Consider the following 15,947-nt stretch of genomic DNA (forward strand, 5'->3'; position numbering starts at 1 on the left):
GAGTGGCCCCCGTCCGCCCCCTCTGGCCGCCCCGCGCGGGCGCCCGCCCGGCGCGCCGGGGGGCGCCGGCCCCCCCCCGCCCCCCCCCGGCCCGTCCGTGTCGCACCTTGTGCACCCCGAGGTCCGCCGTCCGCGTCAGGCCCCGGCCGTCCCTGCCCCGTCTCCGCCCGCCACGCGTGTCACAGCCCCGGCAGGGACGACAGCAGCCTGCCCCGGCCGTCGTAGTAGCGCACCGAGGGGTCGCCGCCGCCCGCCGGGCGGCGGGGCGTGAACACGTACCAGGCGCCCCAACCGGGGCTTCCCGCCAGCTCGATGAGCTCCGCGGGCACCACCGTGCCGCCCGGGTAGGCGAGTTCGACCCGGGCCGCCCCCTTCGTGCCGTAGTAGACGCCCGAGTGGAACGTGCCCGTGGCGTCGCCCTCGGACTGGTGGCTGATGCCCGGCACCGACATGTCGAGATTGCCGTCGACCGTGCTGCGGAAGTTCTCCTGGCCGTCCGGGCCCGCCCAGTACTTGCCCCGCTCGGTCAGCCAGACGTGCCACCCGCGCCCGGCGTCCACCCGCTGCCCCGGCTCGACCGTCCGAGGCGCCCGCGCCACCGGTACGGACGGCAGGGGCGTACGGGACGGGGCGTGCGACGTCGGCGACGCGGGCGGCGTCGCCACGCGCGCGGGCGCGTCCGCCGTCGTGACCCGCCCGATCGCCAGCGGCACGGCGGCCACCACGAGGGCCGCCCCCAGGGCCGCCGCCGTCGTGCGCCGCCGCTTGATCCGGCGGCCCTCGCGCTCCACGGCCGCCAGCGGGACCGGGCCGGGCGTGATGGCCAGCGCGGCGCCGGCCAGGGCGGCGCGCAGCCGCTGCGCCGCCGGGTCCGGCGGCGCGCCGCCGCGTACGTCGTCTTCGGGCGTCATCGCTGTGCTCCAGGGGTGGCGTGCGGACGGGGTGCGAGCACGGGGTGGGCGCGGAGCGCCTCGAGACCGCGCCGGGCGTGGCTCTTGACCGTGCCGACCGAGCAGTTGAGCACCGCAGCGATGTCGGCCTCGTTCAGGTCCTCCCAGTAGCGCAGCACCATCACCGCGCGCTGGCGCGGGGACAGGTCGGCCAGTGCGGTCAGGACGGCCGCACGCCGCTCGACGGCCTCGGCGTGGCCCGTGTGCGCGTCGCGCACCGAATCGGGCAGGAACGGGGTCAGCAGGTGCACCACGCGCTTGCGGCGCAGCCGGCTGAGGTTGTTGTTGACCAGGGACCGGCGCACGTACAGCTCGACCTCGTCCCGGGGTATGCGCCGCCACCGCGTGTACACCTTGGCCAGCGTCGTCTGCACCAGGTCCTCCGCCTCGTGGAAGTCGCCGGTGAGCAGCTGGGCCGTGCGGACCAGCCGGGGCCAGGCGGCCGTGGCGTAGGCGGCGAAATCGGGCTGGTCTGCCTCGGGGGCGGACTCGTGGGACACGGTGGCGGGAACCTCGCGATCGGGCGGTGCGGGGGCGGTGCGGGCGGGGAGCGGCAGGGCCCGTTCCCTCGTCGGGCCCTGCCACCCCGGTCCGGTGAACCCCCTTGAGGGGGGTGTTCGGCTGATGCGCTCTACATGGCGGGGAGTTCGGCGAGCACGCGGCCCGCGCGGTCGTAGAGCGTGACGGTCGTGTCGTGGTACTGCCCGTCGGCGGCGGGCCCCGTGAACACGTACCAGGCGCCCCAGCCGGGCCGTCCGGGCAGCTCGATCATCGAGGCCCGCGTGCGCACGCCCCGGTGGTCGGTGAGGACGACGCGGGCGGCCGGGCGCCGGGCGGAGTGGTAGACGCCGGAGTGGAACGTCCCGGTGGCGTCGCCCTCGGACTGGTGGGTGACGCCGGGAGTCGACATGTCGATGTTGCCGTCGACGACGCTGCGGAAGTTCTCGAAGCCGGTCGGGTCCGCCCAGTGCTTGCCGTCCGGGGTCAGCCACACCGTCCAGCCGTGCCCGCCCGCCACGCGCTGGCCGGGCTTGACGACGCGGACCGCCGACGACGCTTCGGTGTGCGCCGAACGGTGGGTGGAGGGGGAGGCGGACGAGGTGGCGGGTGCGGGGGTGGCGACGGTGACCGCGTGCGCCGCCGTGGGCACCGCGAACAGCGCGGCGGCCACGGCCGCGGTCAGGACGTGCTTCTTCATCTTCATGACTCCTCGGCGATGCAAGTGACGCAAGTGACGCAAGCGATGCGGGGTGGTGCGGGTTCGTACGGGGGAGCGGCGCCTCTCCACCCGTACAAACTCCCGTGGGGCGGGGTCCGGATGACATGGACCCGCAAGAATTTTCCCGGCACCCGCGACGGGGGCGGGACACGGGCGCGGCGGCCGAGGAGTGGGCGGAGGGGAGAGGGGAACTCGTTCGGGTGCCCAGGACGGGCGGCGCGACCGGTTGCGGCCCAGGCTGGGGAGACCCCCACGCAGCGGCACGGGAACGGAGCGAACATGGCAGAGACCTGGACGGCCCGCGCCGTACCCGACCCGCACGCCGGGGAGTGGCTCCCAGTCCTGGACGTCCCGGCGCCCGCGCCGCAGCGCCGCTGGACCGTACTGCTGCGCTGGCTGCTGCTGCTCCCGCAGTTCATCGCCGTCATGCTGCTCGGGATCGCCGCGTTCTTCGTGGTGATCGCCGGCTGGTTCGCCGCGCTGGTCCTCGGGCGGCTGCCGGAGGCGCTGCACCGCTTCCTCGCGAACGTCGTCGCCTACCAGGCGAGGGTCGAGGCCAGTGCGATGCTCCTGGTGGACCGCTACCCGCCGTTCACCTTCTACGACCTCGACTTCCCGGTCCGCGTGCAGCAGCAGGCCACCCCGCTCAACCGGCTCGCCGTGCTCTTCCGGATCTTCCTGATGATCCCGGCCGCGATCATCTCCGGCCTGCTGCAGTCCGGGTGGGCGGCCGTCAGCTGGGTGTTCTGGCTGATCACGCTCGTCCTCGGCCGCCTCCCCGAGCCGGTCTTCGCCGCGTCGGCCGCCGTGCTCCGCTACCGGATGCGCTTCCAGTCGTACGCGATGATGCTCACCCCGGCCTACCCCAAGCGGCTGTTCGGCGACGACCCCGCCGGGGAGGAGCCGGTCTCCGCCACGCGCCCGCTGGTCCTGGGCACGGGCGCGACGGTCCTCGTGGTGGTCTTCCTGCTCCTCGGCCTGGTCGCCCACGTCACCACGAACACCAGCGTCGACTACGGCGCTGACGACGACTGGACCACCGGCTCGCTCCCCTTCCCCTCCAGCCGCTGACCGGCTGCTCCGCCGACCGTCCGCCTCGCCGCCCCCGCTGACCAGGTCGGCCGCCCGCTTCGTCCCGTTCGCGAACTGCCGTCGTGAAACCGGGCTTCCTGGGTACCCGCGACCTCGACGGACTCGACATCCGGATCCGGAGAGGAGAGGTGGTCCCCGTGGCGGGTGCCCGGCCCGACCTGGGCGAGGAACGCGTGGGTGAACTGGTACAACGTGCCTCGCAGCAGCTCACCGAGCTGGTGCGCGGTGAACTACGGCTGGCCCAGGCCGAGATGAAGGAGAAGGGCAAACGGTACGGGAAGGGCGGCGGGCTGTTCGGCGGCGCGGGCGTCGTGGGCTTCCTGACCCTCCAGGCCCTCGTCGCCGGGGCGATCGCGGGCCTGGCGGTACCGCTGCCCGTGTGGGCGGCGGCGCTGATCGTGGCCGCCGTGCTCGGCGTGATCACCGCCGTCATGGCGCTGGTCGGCCGCAAGGAGGTCGGCCGCGCGACGCCCGCGGCACCCGCGGAGACGATCGAGAGCGTCAAGGCGGACGTCGCCGAGATCAAGAGGAGCGCGCACCGATGAGCGAGCAACGGGACACCGACAAGGCCGCGGCGGCCCCCGAACCACAGGAGCTGCGCGAGGAGGTGGAACGGACCCGGCACGAACTCGGGCGCACCGTCGAGGCGTTGGCGGCCAAGGCGGACGTGAAGGGCCGGGCCCAGGAGAAGGCGGTACGAGTGAAGGAGCAGGCGACGGGGAAGGCGGCCGAGCTGAAGGACCAGGTGGCGACCAAGGCGGGCGAGGTCGCGACGAAGGCGGGCGAGGCGGCCCACGTCGTCCAGGACAAGCTGCCCGAACTGCCCCAGCCGGTACGGGACAAGGCCGCCCAGGGCGCGGTCGTGGCCCGGAACAACCGGGGCGTCCTCTTCGCGGTGGCGGGCGGCGTCGCGGCGCTGCTCCTGCTGCGGCGGTGGCGCAGGTCGTAGCCGACCGGCGACCCCGACGCGCGTACGGGCCGGACCCCCTCACCGGGGGGCCCGGCCCGTACGCGTACGCGCGCGTGGCCACCGGCTCCGTACACGCGCACGCGCGTCCGGCCCGTACGCGCGCGTGGGGTCGGCCCCGTACGCGCGTCCGCGGATCCGGGCGGTCCGCCTCCCGCAGGCCCCCACCGCCGTGACCGGAATTCGTTTGACCAGGTCGCAGGCCCGCTCCTAGGGTCCTCGCAATGCGTTGACGGAGACGAGTAGTCCGGAGACGGAACGGGCCGAGAGAGCCGCCGGAAGCTGTGAAGGCGGTGCCGTTCCCCGGGCGAAATCCCCTCCCGAGCGCGGGGAGGAAAAGGCGCCGCGAAAGCGCCCCAATGCCCCGCCGGCCGGCCCCCGTCACCGGGCCAGAGAGGTCGCCACAGGGCGGCGAAAGCGTGGTGGCACCGCGAGTTTCCCCGCTCGCCCACGCTCCGCGGGGATGACGCCGCTCACCCGGCCGAACGGACTGGAGTGTCACCGACATGCTGGACGCGACCCTTATCCGCGAGCACCCCGACCGGGTCCGCGCCGGCCTCGCCGCGCGAGGCGTCGACGTCGACCTGGACGCCTTCCTCGCCCTGGACGCCGAGTACCGCGAGGTCCGCAGCGCCCTGGAGGCCCTGCGCGGCACGCGCAAGCGGCTGTCGGCGCGGGCCGCGCGGGCAGGCGACGACCCCGACGCCTTCGAGGCCGTACGCCGGGAAGCGCGAGAGGTGGGTGCCCGCGTCAAGGCACTGGACGCCCGCCTGGGCGAGCTGGCCCGGGCCCGCGCGGACTTCCTCGACCCGCTGCCCAACCTCCCCGACGACGACGTGGTCCCGGGCGGCAAGGAGGCCAACGAGGTCCTGCGGGTGGTCGGAGGGCCACAGGAGCACGGGAGCACCCCCGCCTTCCCCGCCAAGGACCACGTCGAGCTCACCGAGAGCCTCCGCCTGGTCGACCACGTGCGCGGCACGAAGATGTCGGGCAGCGGCTTCTGGGCCTACACCGGGAACGGCGCCCTGCTCGAATGGGCGCTGCTCAACTACTTCGTCGACGCCCACCGCCGCGACGGCTACACCTTCGTCCTGCCGCCGCACGTCCTCGGCGAGGCGGCCGGGTACGCGGCCGGGCAGTTCCCCAAGTTCCGCGAGGACGTCTTCCAGGTCACGGGCGGCGCGGCGGACGCGGAGGAGGGGCGCTTCCTGCTGCCCACCTCGGAGACCGCGCTGATCGCCCTGCACCGCGACGAGACACTGCCCGAACAGGAGCTCCCGCGCCGGTACTTCGCGTACTCGCCCTGCTACCGCAGCGAGATCGGCGGCTACCGCTCGACCGAGCGCGGCACCCTGCGCGGGCACCAGTTCCAGAAGGTGGAGCTGGTGCAGTTCACCCACCCGGACGGTTCGGACGCGGCCTTCGAGGAGCTGCTGGCCAAGGCGGAGGCGCTGGTCGCGGGGCTCGGACTGCGCTACCGGGTGAGCAAGCTCGCGGCGGGCGACCTGAGCGGTGCCATGGCCCGGACGTACGACGTCGAGGTGTGGCTGCCCAGCCTGGGGACGTACCTGGAGGTCAGCTCGGTGTCGAACGCCCGCGACTACCAGGCGCGCCGGGGCGGCATCCGCTACCGCGCCCGCCACGGCGGGGGCGGTTTCGTGCACACCCTGAACGCCTCGGGCCTGGCCACCAGCCGGCTGGTGCCCGCGCTCCTGGAGCAGTTCCAGCAGCCGGACGGCAGCGTCCGGGTGCCGGAGGTGCTGCACCGCTTCGGGATCGGTCCGGTGCTGACACCCGCCTGAGCGGACTGCCGGGGTGCCCCGCGCGAGGGGGCGCCCCGGTCACAGCACCGCGATCCCCAACGGCCGCTTCCCCGCGGCCAGTCGGCGCGAGCGGCCCGTGGACAGTTCCACGACCGTGATCCCGTCCCAGTAACCGTCGCGGGTGAACCCTCCGGTCACGTACGCCATCCGGCCGTCGCGGGAGACCGCCACGTCCTCGTGCGGTCCCTGAAGCGGGAACACCCGCTCGCTGCCGTCCGGTCTGCGCACGGTCAGCGACGGGCCGTCGTCGACGGACGGGTCGATCGGCCCGGTGCCCACCACGAGCAGCGTGCCGTCCCGGGTGATCGTCACCCCGTGCTGGTGGGTGTTGGCGGTCATCCGCTCGATGGCCACCCGCCCGGTGCGCGGGTCCACCACCGCGAGCCGTTCGCCCTCGAACGGCAGCAGCAGCCGGCCGTCCGTCGGGCGCACGGCCGCGTAGTGCGGCTTCAGCCAGGAGCCCAGGCCGCCCTCGGTGCCGTACGGCGCCACCTCGATGCGGCGCGGACGGAACGCGCCGGCGCCGCGCACCGGGACCACCGTCACGTCGAAGGAGTCGTGGTCCACGGCGTAGACCTCCGAGCCGTCGCGCGAGACGTCCACGTCGAACGGCCGCCGCCCCACCGCCACCGTGCGCACCACGGCGCGCGCGGACGTGTCGACGACCTCCAGCACGCCGTTCCCGTCGGGGACGTTCACGCCGACGTACACCTGCCGCCCGTCCGGCGCCAGCGCGATGCCCATGCCGCCGCCCCGGTACTCCCCGCCGGTGACCGGCCCGAGCCGGTCGCGCGGAGTGCGGTACGGGACGAGGGCCAGGCGCTTGCGGGCCCGGGTGTCCACCAGTGCCACGCCCTCGGCCGTCGCCACCCAGGCCCCGCCGTCCTCGTCCACCACGAGCCCGTACGGCGCCCGGCCGACCCGCACCGAGCCGAGCGGGCCGCGGTCGGGGTCGGGGTCGACGAAGGTCACCGTGTCGGACCCGAAGTCGGCCACGAGCAGTGTCGTCGAGGGCGCTGGACGGCCCGTGCCCGGCGCGGCGGGCGTGCTGCTGGGCAGCGGCTCGGGCGTGGCCGCCGGGCGTTGCGGCGCCCGGGTGCAGGCGGCCAGGGCGCCCGCGCCGAGCGCGCCGAGCACCAGGCGCCGCGACGGCCCGGCGGGCCTCACGCCGCACCCCGCTCGGCGTCGCGCAGCAGGGCCGCGATCCCGGGGAGGCCGCGCCGCTCGGCGTGCTCCAGCGGGGTCACGCCGTTGCCGTCGGCGAGGTCCGGGGTGGCCCCGGCGCCCAGCAGCAGCTCCACGACCCGGGTGTGGTCGCGGCCGCCGTCGCCGAGGATGACCGCCTCCAGCAGGGCGGTCCAGCCGAGGTCGTTGACGTGGTCCACGTCGATGGCGGTCTCCTCCAGGAGGGCCCGCACGTAGCCGACGTGCCCGCGCTCGGCGGCGGGGATCAGGGCGATCCCGCCGAAGCGGTTGCGCTGCGCCAGGTCGGGGCCGGCGGGCAGCAGGACCCGCATCATGGCGACGCTGCCGGTCACGCCGGTCACCAGCCAGGGGCTGTCCTGCCGCTCGTCGCGCGCGTTCACGTCGGCGCCCGCCGCGACGAGCAGCCGCGCCGCTTCGACCCGGTCCGCCAGGGCGGCCCGCAGCAGCGGGGTGCGGCCGTGCCCGTCGCGGACGTCGACCCCGGCCCCGGAGTCCAGGGCGAGCCGCACGGTGGCCGCGTCGCCCCGTCCGGCGGCTTCGAGCAGTTCGCGGTCGAACGCGCTCATGGTGCTCCTCCTGCTCGCTCCCCGTACGCGCCCACGCGCCCGGGATCGTACGTTCGCGGGACTCCAGGCCATCCCCGTCCCACCGCCTCGTGTCTCGCCGTCGGTCGTCTCGCCGTCGGTCTCCGTGCTCTGCCTTCGTGCTCTGCTCCGATCCTGGTACGGACGAAGGTCCGGGACGATCGGCCCTGCGGCTGCCCCGGCGCGCCGGTACGGACGACATCGGGGTCAACCGATCGGATGACCCGTGAGCCGCTGACCATGCGGTACGCGGAGGCGCCCTACCGTCCGGCGGGGTCGGGCCCCACACTCGTACCCACGCGCACCGTGCGCACCGTGCGGCAGGGGGAGACATGGGCAACAGAGGCGAGCAGAACGGGCAGGTCGGCGGCGACCACTCGGCGCCGGGCGACCCGGGCAACCCGGCGCCCGAGGAGGACCAGTCCACCGGCGGGGACGACGAGTAGCCGACGAGTAGTCCCGGACGGGCGGGCCCGGCATGGACGCGGCCGCGCTGCGGCTGCGCTGCGCGGACCGGATCGCGGCGTCCGCGCGCGGCTTCGGGGACTGCGACTGGCTGCGCGAGGCGTTCCTGCGGGTGCCGCGCGAGCGCTTCGTGCCCGACCGCGTGTGGTGGCCCCACCCGGACCCGGTGGACGGGCTGCACCACGTGATCGACCGCGAGCGAGCCCCCGAGGCGTGGCTGCGGGCCGTCTACCGCCCGCAGGCGGCGCTGATCACCCAGGTCGCGGACGGCGCGGTGCGGCCCGAGGACGGGCCCACCGACGCGCCGTTCACCTCCAGCGTCTCGGCGCCCGCGGTGGTCGTGGAGATGCTGCGGCACCTGGCGCCGCGCCCCGGCGAACGGATCCTGGAGATAGGGGCGGGCACCGGCTACAGCGCGGCCCTGCTGGCCCGCCGCACGGGCCCGGACCGGGTGGTGACCGTGGAGATAGACCCCGCGCTCGCGTCCCGCGCCGACGCCGTCCTGCGGGCCCTGGGCGCGGGGGTGGAGGTGGTCCCGGGCGACGGCGAACGCGGCCACGCCCCCGGCGCCCCCTACGACCGCCTGGTCTCCACGGCGGCGGTCCGCCGGGTCCCCCCGGCCTGGCTGCACCAGGTCCGCCCCGGCGGTACGGTCCTGACCCCCCTGGACACCCCTTTCGGCAGCGACGCCCTGGCCCGCCTCACGGTCACGTCCCCGGGCCGCGCGGAGGGCACGCTGGTGGAGCCGGTGGCCTTCATGAAGCTCAGGGGCCAGCGCACCCGCCGCTCGTACGGCGAACTGGGCTGGCCGGGCTGGGGGGACTACCGGGTGACGGTGGACGGGGCGGAGCAGCGGATACGGACGGGGGAGGGGTGAGGCGCGCCCGCCGTCCCCGAGGGGCACGCTGCCGTACCGGTCCGCGAGGGGCGCGCTGCCGTACGGGTCCCCCGAAGCGCGCGCTGCCGCCGTACGAGTCCGCGCCCGGTCAGGCGGTGCTACAGAGTCCGCGTCCTGTCAGGCGGTGCTACACCGCCACGACCTCCACCCCAGCCTCGCGGAACCGGGCCGCCGTCTCCTCGGCGATCCCCGTGTCCGTGACCAGGACGTCCACCTGGTCCGTCGCGCAGATGCGGGCGAAGGCGCGCTGGCCCAGTTTGGTGGAGTCGGCCGCCACCACCACCCGCTCCGCGCGCTCGCACAGCAGGCGGTTGATGCCCGCCTCGCCCTCGTCGTGCGCCGTCGTGCCGTGCGTGGCGTCGAACGCGCCGACGCCCAGCACCGCCACGTCCAGGCTGATCTGGCTCAGCACCCCGTCGGCCAGCGGGCCGATGAGCTCGTAGGACTGGGGACGGGCCACGCCGCCGGTCACCACGATCTTGAACTGCGGGCGCACCGCGAGCTCGTTGGCGATGTTCAGCGCGTTGGTGACGATCGTCAACGCCGGGGTGCCGGAGGAGAGTTCGGGGTGCAGTGACAGCGCGCGGGCCACCTCCGTGGTGGTGGTGCCGCCGGTCAGGCCGACCACCTCGCCCGGCGACACCAGGTCCGCGACCGCCTTCGCGATGCGCTGCTTCTCCGAGGCCTGGCGTGCCGTCTTGTAGCGCAGGGGCAGTTCGTACGACACGCCGTGCGCGACCGCCCCGCCCCGGGTGCGCACCAGCATCTGCTGTTCGGCGAGCTGGTCGAAGTCGCGGCGGATGGTGGCCACCGAGACGCCGAGCGTCGTCGCCGCCTCCTCCACCTCCAGCCGGCCCCGCTCCACCAGGAGCTCCAGGAGTGCCTGCCAGCGGGCGTCGCGCGACATGCGCACCACCTCTCGTCCTGCGGCCGCGGCCGGTTCCGTGCCCGATCCCGTGGCCGATCCCGTGATCGATCAGCCGAACGAGATGACCTTAGCCCACCTTCCCGTCACCCGTATGCTTGCTTGTGATTGAAACAGCGCTATAAGTTGCAGGAAAAATCATCCAGCGATCACAGGGGTGGAGATCGGCATGAGCCACGTCCAGCAGGAACTGAGCAGCCAGCCCGAGTGCTGGGAGCGCGCCGCCGCGCTCGCCCCCGGGCACCGGGACGCGCTCGGCGCCCCCGGCGAGCGGATCGCCGTCGTCGGCTGCGGCACCTCCTGGTTCATGGGCCAGGCCGTCGCCGCCCTGCGCGAAGGCGCCGGGCTCGGCGAGACCGACGCCTTCGCCGCCTCGGAGTTCCCCGCCTCGCGCCCGTACGACCGGGTGATCGCCCTGACCCGCTCCGGCACCACCACCGAGGTCCTCGCCCTCCTCGGCGCCCTGCGCGGCCGGGTCCGCACCACCGCCGTCACCGCCGACCCCGCGACCCCCGTCATGACCGCGGCCGACGACCTCGTGGTCCTCGACTTCGCCGACGAGCGCTCCGTCGTGCAGACCCGCTTCGCCACCACCGCGCTGACCCTGCTCCGCGCCCACTTCGGGCTCCACCCCGCGCAGGCCGTCGCCGACGCCCGCACCGCGCTCGCCGAGCCGCTGCCCGAAGGGCTCGTGGACTGCGCCCAGTTCAGCTTCCTCGGCCGCGGCTGGACCGTCGGCCTCGCCCAGGAGGCCGCCCTGAAGATGCGCGAGGCCTCGCTGTCCTGGACCGAGGCCTACCCCGCCATGGAGTACCGCCACGGCCCCATCTCCATCGCCACCGGGGGGACCGCCACCTGGATGTTCGGCGAGGCCCCCGCCGGGCTCGCCGCCCAGGTCGGCGCCACCGGCGCCCGCTGGATCGAGGGCCGCCTCGACCCGCTCGCCGAACTCGTGCGCGCCCAGCGCCTCGCCGTCGCCGTGGCCGCCGCCAAGGGCGTCGACCCCGACCGGCCGCGCCACCTCACCCGCTCGGTCGTCCTCGACCCGTCGGTCTGACCGGGCCCGGGGGAGGAACAGCCATGCCGCTCGCCCGCACCGGCGACCTCGTCGCCGAAGCCGCCGCCAAACGCACCGCCGTCGCCGCCTTCAACGTGATCACCCTCGAACACGTCGAAGCCGTCATCGCGGGCGCCGAGGCCGCTACGTCACCGGTGGTGCTCCAAGTCAGCGAGAACGCCGTGAAGTTCCGCCACGGCCGCCTGCTCCCGCTGGCCCGCGCCGCCGCCACCGCCGCCGGTGCCGCCGCCGTCCCGGTCGCCCTGCACCTGGACCACGTCAAGCAGGACGCCCTGCTGCGCCAGGCCGCCGACGCCGGGTTCAGCTCCGTGATGTACGACGCCGCCCACCTGCCCTACCGGCAGAACCTGGCCGCCACCCGCGCCGTCGCCGACTGGGCCCACACCCAGGGGCTCTGGATCGAGGCCGAGCTGGGCGAGGTCGGCGGCAAGGGCGGCAGGCCTCCGCTGGACGCCCACGCGCCCGGCGCCCGCACCCACCCCGAGGAGGCCCGGCGGTTCGTCGCCGAGTCCGGCGTCGACGCGCTCGCCGTCGCCATCGGCAGCTCGCACGCGATGACCACCCGCACCGCGGCCCTCGACCACCACCTCCTCGGCCTGCTCGACCGGGGGCTGAACGTCCCCCTCGTCCTGCACGGCTCCTCCGGCGTCCCCGACGACGAACTCGCCGCCGCCGTCGGCGGCGGCATCGCCAAGGTCAACATCGGCACCGCGCTCAACATCGCGATGACCGGGGCGATCCGCACCCACCTGGCCGACCACCCCGACGGCGTCGACCCGCGCGCCTACCTCACCGAGGGCCGCCGGGCGATGGCCGACGCGGTCACCCGGCTGATCGGGGTGCTCGCGCCGACCGTCTGACGACCGACCGTCCGACACGCGGGGGAGGGGTGCGGGGCCAGACGTGGGGAGGGTGCGGGATCAGACGTCGTCGCACGTGCGGTACACGTACCCGGCCTTCCCCTTCGGCACCACGTTCAGGTCGCGGCGCACCACGCTGATCTCGTCGTCCCAGCCCTCGCACGCCGCGCGCAGGCCCTTCTCCGTGTACTCGATCGCGAGCACCCGGCTGCCGAACGCCTCCACGTAGTCGTCGCACTCGTCGTACGTGCCGCACTCCTCGGCCACCGCGAAGTCCAGGCCCACCCGCTTGCGGTCCGGGGCCAGTTCCGGGGTGTTCTTCTGGCCGATCGCCAGGCCCTTGGCGTGCGCGTGCGCGGCCAGCGCCTTCAGGAACTCCTTGGCGTGCTCCGGGGTGAGCCGTCCCTTCGGGGCGCGCGCGTAGCTGTCGTAGTTGTCCGGTTCCACCGCGTCGTAGCCCTTGGCCGCGCAGTCGTCGATCCAGCCGCCGACCTTCTTGGCGATCCGCGCGCGCTTGGCGGGCGTACTGATGTCCAGGATCGCCTCGTTCCAGTCCTTGTCCATGGCGATCCGGCCCGAGCGGTCGGTCAGCAGCAGGTCCTTGTCCCACTCGTCCTCGGCTCCCGGCTGGGCCTGGAAGGCGTTGACGTAGCAGATGTTGTACAGGCCGCGGGCGGGTGCCACCCCGTGGTCGCGGGCCACGATCCGCACCCCGTCGGGCGGGGTGTAGGGGCCGCCGATCTGGTAGTCGAACCCGGCGTGCGCGGGTGGCAGCCGGACGCCGCCCGGCGACTTGCCGCCGTCGTCGGGCTCGCCGCCCGAACAGGCGGTCGCGAGCAGGGCGACGGCCGTGGCGGCGGCGAACAGCGCGGCGCGGCGGGACGCGGCCCGGGGCGTGGTGTGGGGGGCGGGGCGGTGGTGACGCATGGTGGCGGGCTCCAGGGAGGAGGGCACGGCCCCGCCTCGGACGCGTACCACGTTCCTGGCGACTCGGTCCGGGCTTGCGGCGGGAGCCGACCTACCGGCTGGGCGTGCTCTGGGCCGGGCGCTCGGACCGGCCGTCCGGAAGCTAACGGATCATGATTTGAGCCGTCAAACGGGGGCGGGCGACGGGTGCCGTATCCGGCCAGCGGAACGGTCGGTACCGGTAACGGGACGCGCACGGCGGGAGTCGGCGGGACGGACCCCGGTGAACCGGTCGACAAGGGGACTGGTCGATGAGTGGACCGGTCGAGGAGTGGGCCTGTGGAGCAGTGGACTGGTGGATCGCGCGGGACCGCGACCCGCCGCTACCGCCCGCACCCCGGCAGCCGCGCCGCCCACCACTGCGCGCACACCGCCTGCCTCAGCCGCTCCAGCGCCTCCCGGAAGCCGTCGCCGGCGGCGGCCTGTTGGGGCAGCCGCTCGGAGGGCGCGGCTAGGGAGGGCACGGGTGTGGTCGGTACGGGTGTGGTCGGTACGGATGCGGAGGGCAGCGGTTCCGAGGCAGGGGGCAGCGACGCCACCGCCTGCGCGCCGCGCGCCACCCGCACCCGGTAGTCGCCCGCGGCGTCGACGCCCAGGACCTGCACGGCGATCCCGTGCGCCCGGTCGGTGAACGTCTGGCCCGGCTGGTACGCCGCGTCGCTGAGCGCCGCGTTGACGTTCGGGTCGCGGAAGCACCCGGCGCTCCCCGGGGTCGCGTCCCGCACCCGGACCGGGCCCTCCCCGGCGGCCACCCGGGTGCCGACGCCCGCCACGAGCACCCCGGGACGGCACACGGCGGCGTCCAGCGCGCTCTTCGTGCGCGCCTCCAGGGTCAGCGCCCGCTCGCCGTCCAGGGGCACGGTCACCAGCTTGGTGCCGCCCGGCACGGACAGCGGCCGCAGCGTGAACTCCCGCGTCCCCGGGGCGTCGGCGCAGACCGCCTGGTCGGCGCCGAGCCAGCCCAGCTTCCACTTGTGCCAGGCCATCAGGTCGTTGGCCGGACCCCAGTCCTCGTCCATCAGGTCCCAGTGCCCGGCCGTGGTGCCGCCCCCGCCGTCCAGGTAGAGGTCGGGAAGGCCGAAGGCGTGCCCGTTCTCGTGCGCGAGGACCCGCCACGGGCTGTCCCCGGTCTGCCGGCTCCACACGAAGCTCCCCGCGAACGGGACCGCGCCGCGCCCGAAGTCGAAGGTGCCCCCGCTGTACGTCACCGAGAGCACGGTCTCCAGCGCGTCCGGCCCCGCGTTCGGCGTGACCAGCACGTTGAGCAGGTCGTACGCGCCGGGGTCGGCCTCGGCCCGCACGGCCCGGGCGACCTCGGCGGTGAGCGCCGCGTAGCCCGGCGAGAACGGGACGCCGCGGCCTATCCCGTACGAGGCGAGCGGCTTGGACATGCGTATCCAGGAGAAGCGCGGCATCGGCCGGTAGTCGAGCCTGCCGTACGAGGCGCGGGCGAAGTAGTCGGAGACCGCGGGGAAGAACTCGGCGTACCGCTCGCGCGGTGTCACGGTGGCGGGCGCGTCCGGGAAGTCGACGAAGACGGTGTACGCGCGCACGGTGCCGGTGGACCGGGCGAAGTTCCCCGGGGTGGGCACGCCCTCGAAGTAGCGTGCGCCCGAGTCCGGCGGACCGGCCAGCGCGCAGGGCCCTGAAGGGGCCTGGGCGCGGGGCGCGGGGCGGGCGGGGTCCTCGGCACGGACCGGCGCGACGGCCGCGACCAGGGCGACGCAGGCCGCGACGGACACGGATATTCGGCGCACGGCTCCGCGCATGGGTCCTCCCGGTGGCCGGCCGCACCGCCGCGACCGCATTCAGCCAGCAGAAGCCGCGGGAGGACCGGACGCCCGCCCAGCGGGTCCGATCGGGGGACGGGAGCCGAGTGGACCGGGGCCGACCGGTACGGCGGCCGGCCCGACGCCGCCGTCGTCGCGCCCGACCGGCCGCGTGAGCAGGGCTGTTGGGCCGGAATGGCCCTACGGCCGGGGCGGTGCGCGCCGAGGGCCCGTTACCCCGATCGGGTGCCCCGAGGTGCACGCCGCCCCGGGGTTCGATGACCTGGCCGCATGGGCGATCACATACGCGGCCCGGGTACGGGCCTGACCAGACGGGCGGCTCTGGGGATGGCGGCGCCACTCCTCGCGGGCCCCCTCCTCACCGGCACCTTCCTCACCGGCCCCCTCGCCGACGACGCCGCCGCGCGCGGCGCCCCGGGCCCCGGCGGCCCCGGCCCCGACGACTGCGGCGCCGACTACGACGAGCGGTTCGAGGCGGACCTGGAGCGGGCCGACGCCGAGGTCCCCGAACCGGAGGAGCGCTTCGTGCTCCCGGCCCGCTGCGTCCTCCCGCTGCGCCGCCGCTTCCGCGTCACCACCCGCTACGGCGAGCCAGGCGACTGGCTCGCCGGCTACCACACGGGCATCGACCTGGCCGTCCCCCAGGGCACCCCGGTCTTCGCGGTCTCCGCCGGAGTGGTGGTGCTGGCCCGCTGGTCGGGCGCGTACGGGCAGGCCGTGACCGTACGCCACCGCGACGGGCACTTCGCCGTCTACGGCCACCTCTCCCGCATCGGCACCCGCCAGGGCGCCACCGTCCGCGCGGGCGCCCGGCTCGGCCACTCCGGCAACACCGGCCGCTCCACCGGCCCGCACCTGCACCTGGAGATCCGGGCCCAGCGCGACTACGGCTCGGACGTCGACCCGCTGGGCTACCTCAGGCGCAAGGGCGTACGGCTGCCCGCGTACGCGCGCTGAGCGGCACGCGTGTCGAACGGCCGGTCGACGAGCCCGGCCGGGAAAGCTCAACGGCTGGTCGACGAGCGCGAACGGGACACCCGGGCCGCCGGGGTACGAGCGCGGCCGGGGTCGCGCGGGAACACTCCCGCGCGACCCCGGCCGCCGCCCCTCACCGACCGCGCCCC

The 15,947-nt window shown here is 75.2% G+C and carries 15 protein-coding genes and 1 pseudogene; 8 read left to right on the top strand and 8 right to left on the bottom strand.

Going from position 1 to position 15,947, the window contains the following annotated elements; genetic code table 11:
* Nucleotides 1–179: 179 nt before the first annotated feature.
* From ABT160_RS33965 to ABT160_RS33975, 3 genes are all read right to left on the bottom strand, one after another.
* Complete coding sequence (locus tag ABT160_RS33965) at nucleotides 180–911, bottom strand: hypothetical protein (protein WP_351651807.1); 732 nt, start codon at nucleotides 909–911, stop codon at nucleotides 180–182.
* Nucleotides 908–1,450, bottom strand: coding sequence for a SigE family RNA polymerase sigma factor (locus tag ABT160_RS33970; RefSeq protein ID WP_351651808.1), 543 nt, complete (start codon nucleotides 1,448–1,450; stop codon nucleotides 908–910). The genes ABT160_RS33965 and ABT160_RS33970 overlap by 4 nt, the downstream gene beginning before the upstream one ends.
* 131 nt (nucleotides 1,451–1,581) lie before the next feature.
* Nucleotides 1,582–2,148 carry a hypothetical protein gene (locus ABT160_RS33975; protein ID WP_351651809.1) on the bottom strand — a complete coding sequence of 189 codons (567 nt, stop codon included), beginning with the start codon at nucleotides 2,146–2,148 and terminating at the stop codon, nucleotides 1,582–1,584.
* A gap of 300 nt (nucleotides 2,149–2,448) precedes the next feature.
* On the opposite strand from ABT160_RS33975, the gene ABT160_RS33980 reads away from it, so the two are divergent.
* From ABT160_RS33980 to serS, 4 genes are all read left to right on the top strand, one after another.
* Nucleotides 2,449–3,240, top strand: a complete 792-nt coding sequence (locus ABT160_RS33980; RefSeq protein ID WP_351651810.1) for a DUF4389 domain-containing protein — start codon at nucleotides 2,449–2,451, stop codon at nucleotides 3,238–3,240.
* A 194-nt stretch (nucleotides 3,241–3,434) separates the two neighbouring features.
* A complete protein-coding gene (locus ABT160_RS33985; RefSeq protein WP_351651850.1) occupies nucleotides 3,435–3,806 on the top strand; it encodes a phage holin family protein in 372 nt (123 codons plus the stop codon).
* Nucleotides 3,803–4,210: a DUF3618 domain-containing protein gene (locus ABT160_RS33990; RefSeq protein WP_351651811.1), complete on the top strand. Its 408-nt coding sequence runs from the start codon at nucleotides 3,803–3,805 to the stop codon at nucleotides 4,208–4,210. Before ABT160_RS33985 ends, ABT160_RS33990 begins: the two co-directional genes overlap by 4 nt.
* A gap of 524 nt (nucleotides 4,211–4,734) precedes the next feature.
* A complete protein-coding gene (gene serS / locus ABT160_RS33995) occupies nucleotides 4,735–6,030 on the top strand; it encodes a serine--tRNA ligase (RefSeq protein ID WP_351651812.1) in 1,296 nt (431 codons plus the stop codon).
* A gap of 39 nt (nucleotides 6,031–6,069) precedes the next feature.
* Here the strand turns inward: serS and ABT160_RS34000 are convergent, their stop codons facing one another.
* The gene (locus ABT160_RS34000) at nucleotides 6,070–7,218 is read right to left on the bottom strand and encodes a YncE family protein (protein ID WP_351651813.1); all 1,149 of its coding nucleotides are present in this window, start codon (nucleotides 7,216–7,218) and stop codon (nucleotides 6,070–6,072) included.
* Nucleotides 7,215–7,823 (bottom strand): ankyrin repeat domain-containing protein, encoded by a 609-nt coding sequence (locus ABT160_RS34005; RefSeq protein ID WP_351651814.1) that lies wholly within the window; start codon nucleotides 7,821–7,823, stop codon nucleotides 7,215–7,217. Before ABT160_RS34005 ends, ABT160_RS34000 begins: the two co-directional genes overlap by 4 nt.
* Nucleotides 7,824–8,319: 496 nt before the next feature.
* On the opposite strand from ABT160_RS34005, the gene ABT160_RS34010 reads away from it, so the two are divergent.
* Nucleotides 8,320–9,183 (top strand): methyltransferase domain-containing protein, encoded by an 864-nt coding sequence (locus ABT160_RS34010; protein ID WP_351651815.1) that lies wholly within the window; start codon nucleotides 8,320–8,322, stop codon nucleotides 9,181–9,183.
* Nucleotides 9,184–9,331: 148 nt separating this feature from the next.
* Here the strand turns inward: ABT160_RS34010 and ABT160_RS34015 are convergent, their stop codons facing one another.
* Complete coding sequence (locus ABT160_RS34015; RefSeq protein WP_351651816.1) at nucleotides 9,332–10,111, bottom strand: DeoR/GlpR family DNA-binding transcription regulator; 780 nt, start codon at nucleotides 10,109–10,111, stop codon at nucleotides 9,332–9,334.
* Between the two features lie 187 nt (nucleotides 10,112–10,298).
* Here ABT160_RS34015 and ABT160_RS34020 point away from each other — a divergent pair, with 187 nt between their 5' ends.
* Nucleotides 10,299–11,186 carry an SIS domain-containing protein gene (locus ABT160_RS34020; RefSeq protein WP_351651817.1) on the top strand — a complete coding sequence of 296 codons (888 nt, stop codon included), beginning with the start codon at nucleotides 10,299–10,301 and terminating at the stop codon, nucleotides 11,184–11,186.
* 23 nt (nucleotides 11,187–11,209) lie between these two features.
* On the top strand, nucleotides 11,210–12,067 hold the full coding sequence (locus ABT160_RS34025; protein ID WP_351651818.1) for a class II fructose-bisphosphate aldolase: 858 nt from the start codon (nucleotides 11,210–11,212) through the stop codon (nucleotides 12,065–12,067).
* Nucleotides 12,068–12,127: 60 nt separating this feature from the next.
* On the opposite strand, the gene ABT160_RS34030 is transcribed toward ABT160_RS34025, so the two are convergent.
* Nucleotides 12,128–12,994, bottom strand: coding sequence for an endo alpha-1,4 polygalactosaminidase (locus ABT160_RS34030; RefSeq protein WP_351651819.1), 867 nt, complete (start codon nucleotides 12,992–12,994; stop codon nucleotides 12,128–12,130).
* A gap of 587 nt (nucleotides 12,995–13,581) precedes the next feature.
* Nucleotides 13,582–14,802 (bottom strand): annotated as a pseudogene (locus ABT160_RS34035) (M6 family metalloprotease domain-containing protein); the annotation flags it as partial.
* Between the two features lie 291 nt (nucleotides 14,803–15,093).
* Here ABT160_RS34035 and ABT160_RS34040 point away from each other — a divergent pair.
* Nucleotides 15,094–15,780 (top strand): M23 family metallopeptidase, encoded by a 687-nt coding sequence (locus ABT160_RS34040; protein ID WP_351651821.1) that lies wholly within the window; start codon nucleotides 15,094–15,096, stop codon nucleotides 15,778–15,780.
* The last annotated feature ends 167 nt before the right edge of the window (nucleotides 15,781–15,947 follow it).

Origin of the sequence: Streptomyces sp. NPDC001941 (assembly GCF_040296945.1) — a bacterium.
GTDB lineage: Bacteria > Actinomycetota > Actinomycetes > Streptomycetales > Streptomycetaceae > Streptomyces.

Excerpts from the sequence above, each read along its gene's own strand:
- ABT160_RS33965 (WP_351651807.1), bottom strand. The coding sequence starts at position 911 with ATGACGCCCGAAGACGACGTACGCGGCGGCGCGCCGCCGGACCCGGCG.
- ABT160_RS33975 (WP_351651809.1), bottom strand. The coding sequence starts at position 2,148 with ATGAAGAAGCACGTCCTGACCGCGGCCGTGGCCGCCGCGCTGTTCGCG.
- ABT160_RS33980 (WP_351651810.1), top strand. The coding sequence starts at position 2,449 with ATGGCAGAGACCTGGACGGCCCGCGCCGTACCCGACCCGCACGCCGGG.
- ABT160_RS33990 (WP_351651811.1), top strand. The coding sequence starts at position 3,803 with ATGAGCGAGCAACGGGACACCGACAAGGCCGCGGCGGCCCCCGAACCA.
- serS (WP_351651812.1), top strand. The coding sequence starts at position 4,735 with ATGCTGGACGCGACCCTTATCCGCGAGCACCCCGACCGGGTCCGCGCC.
- ABT160_RS34005 (WP_351651814.1), bottom strand. The coding sequence starts at position 7,823 with ATGAGCGCGTTCGACCGCGAACTGCTCGAAGCCGCCGGACGGGGCGAC.
- ABT160_RS34010 (WP_351651815.1), top strand. The coding sequence starts at position 8,320 with ATGGACGCGGCCGCGCTGCGGCTGCGCTGCGCGGACCGGATCGCGGCG.
- ABT160_RS34015 (WP_351651816.1), bottom strand. The coding sequence starts at position 10,111 with ATGTCGCGCGACGCCCGCTGGCAGGCACTCCTGGAGCTCCTGGTGGAG.
- ABT160_RS34020 (WP_351651817.1), top strand. The coding sequence starts at position 10,299 with ATGAGCCACGTCCAGCAGGAACTGAGCAGCCAGCCCGAGTGCTGGGAG.
- ABT160_RS34025 (WP_351651818.1), top strand. The coding sequence starts at position 11,210 with ATGCCGCTCGCCCGCACCGGCGACCTCGTCGCCGAAGCCGCCGCCAAA.
- ABT160_RS34030 (WP_351651819.1), bottom strand. The coding sequence starts at position 12,994 with ATGCGTCACCACCGCCCCGCCCCCCACACCACGCCCCGGGCCGCGTCC.
- ABT160_RS34040 (WP_351651821.1), top strand. The coding sequence starts at position 15,094 with ATGGGCGATCACATACGCGGCCCGGGTACGGGCCTGACCAGACGGGCG.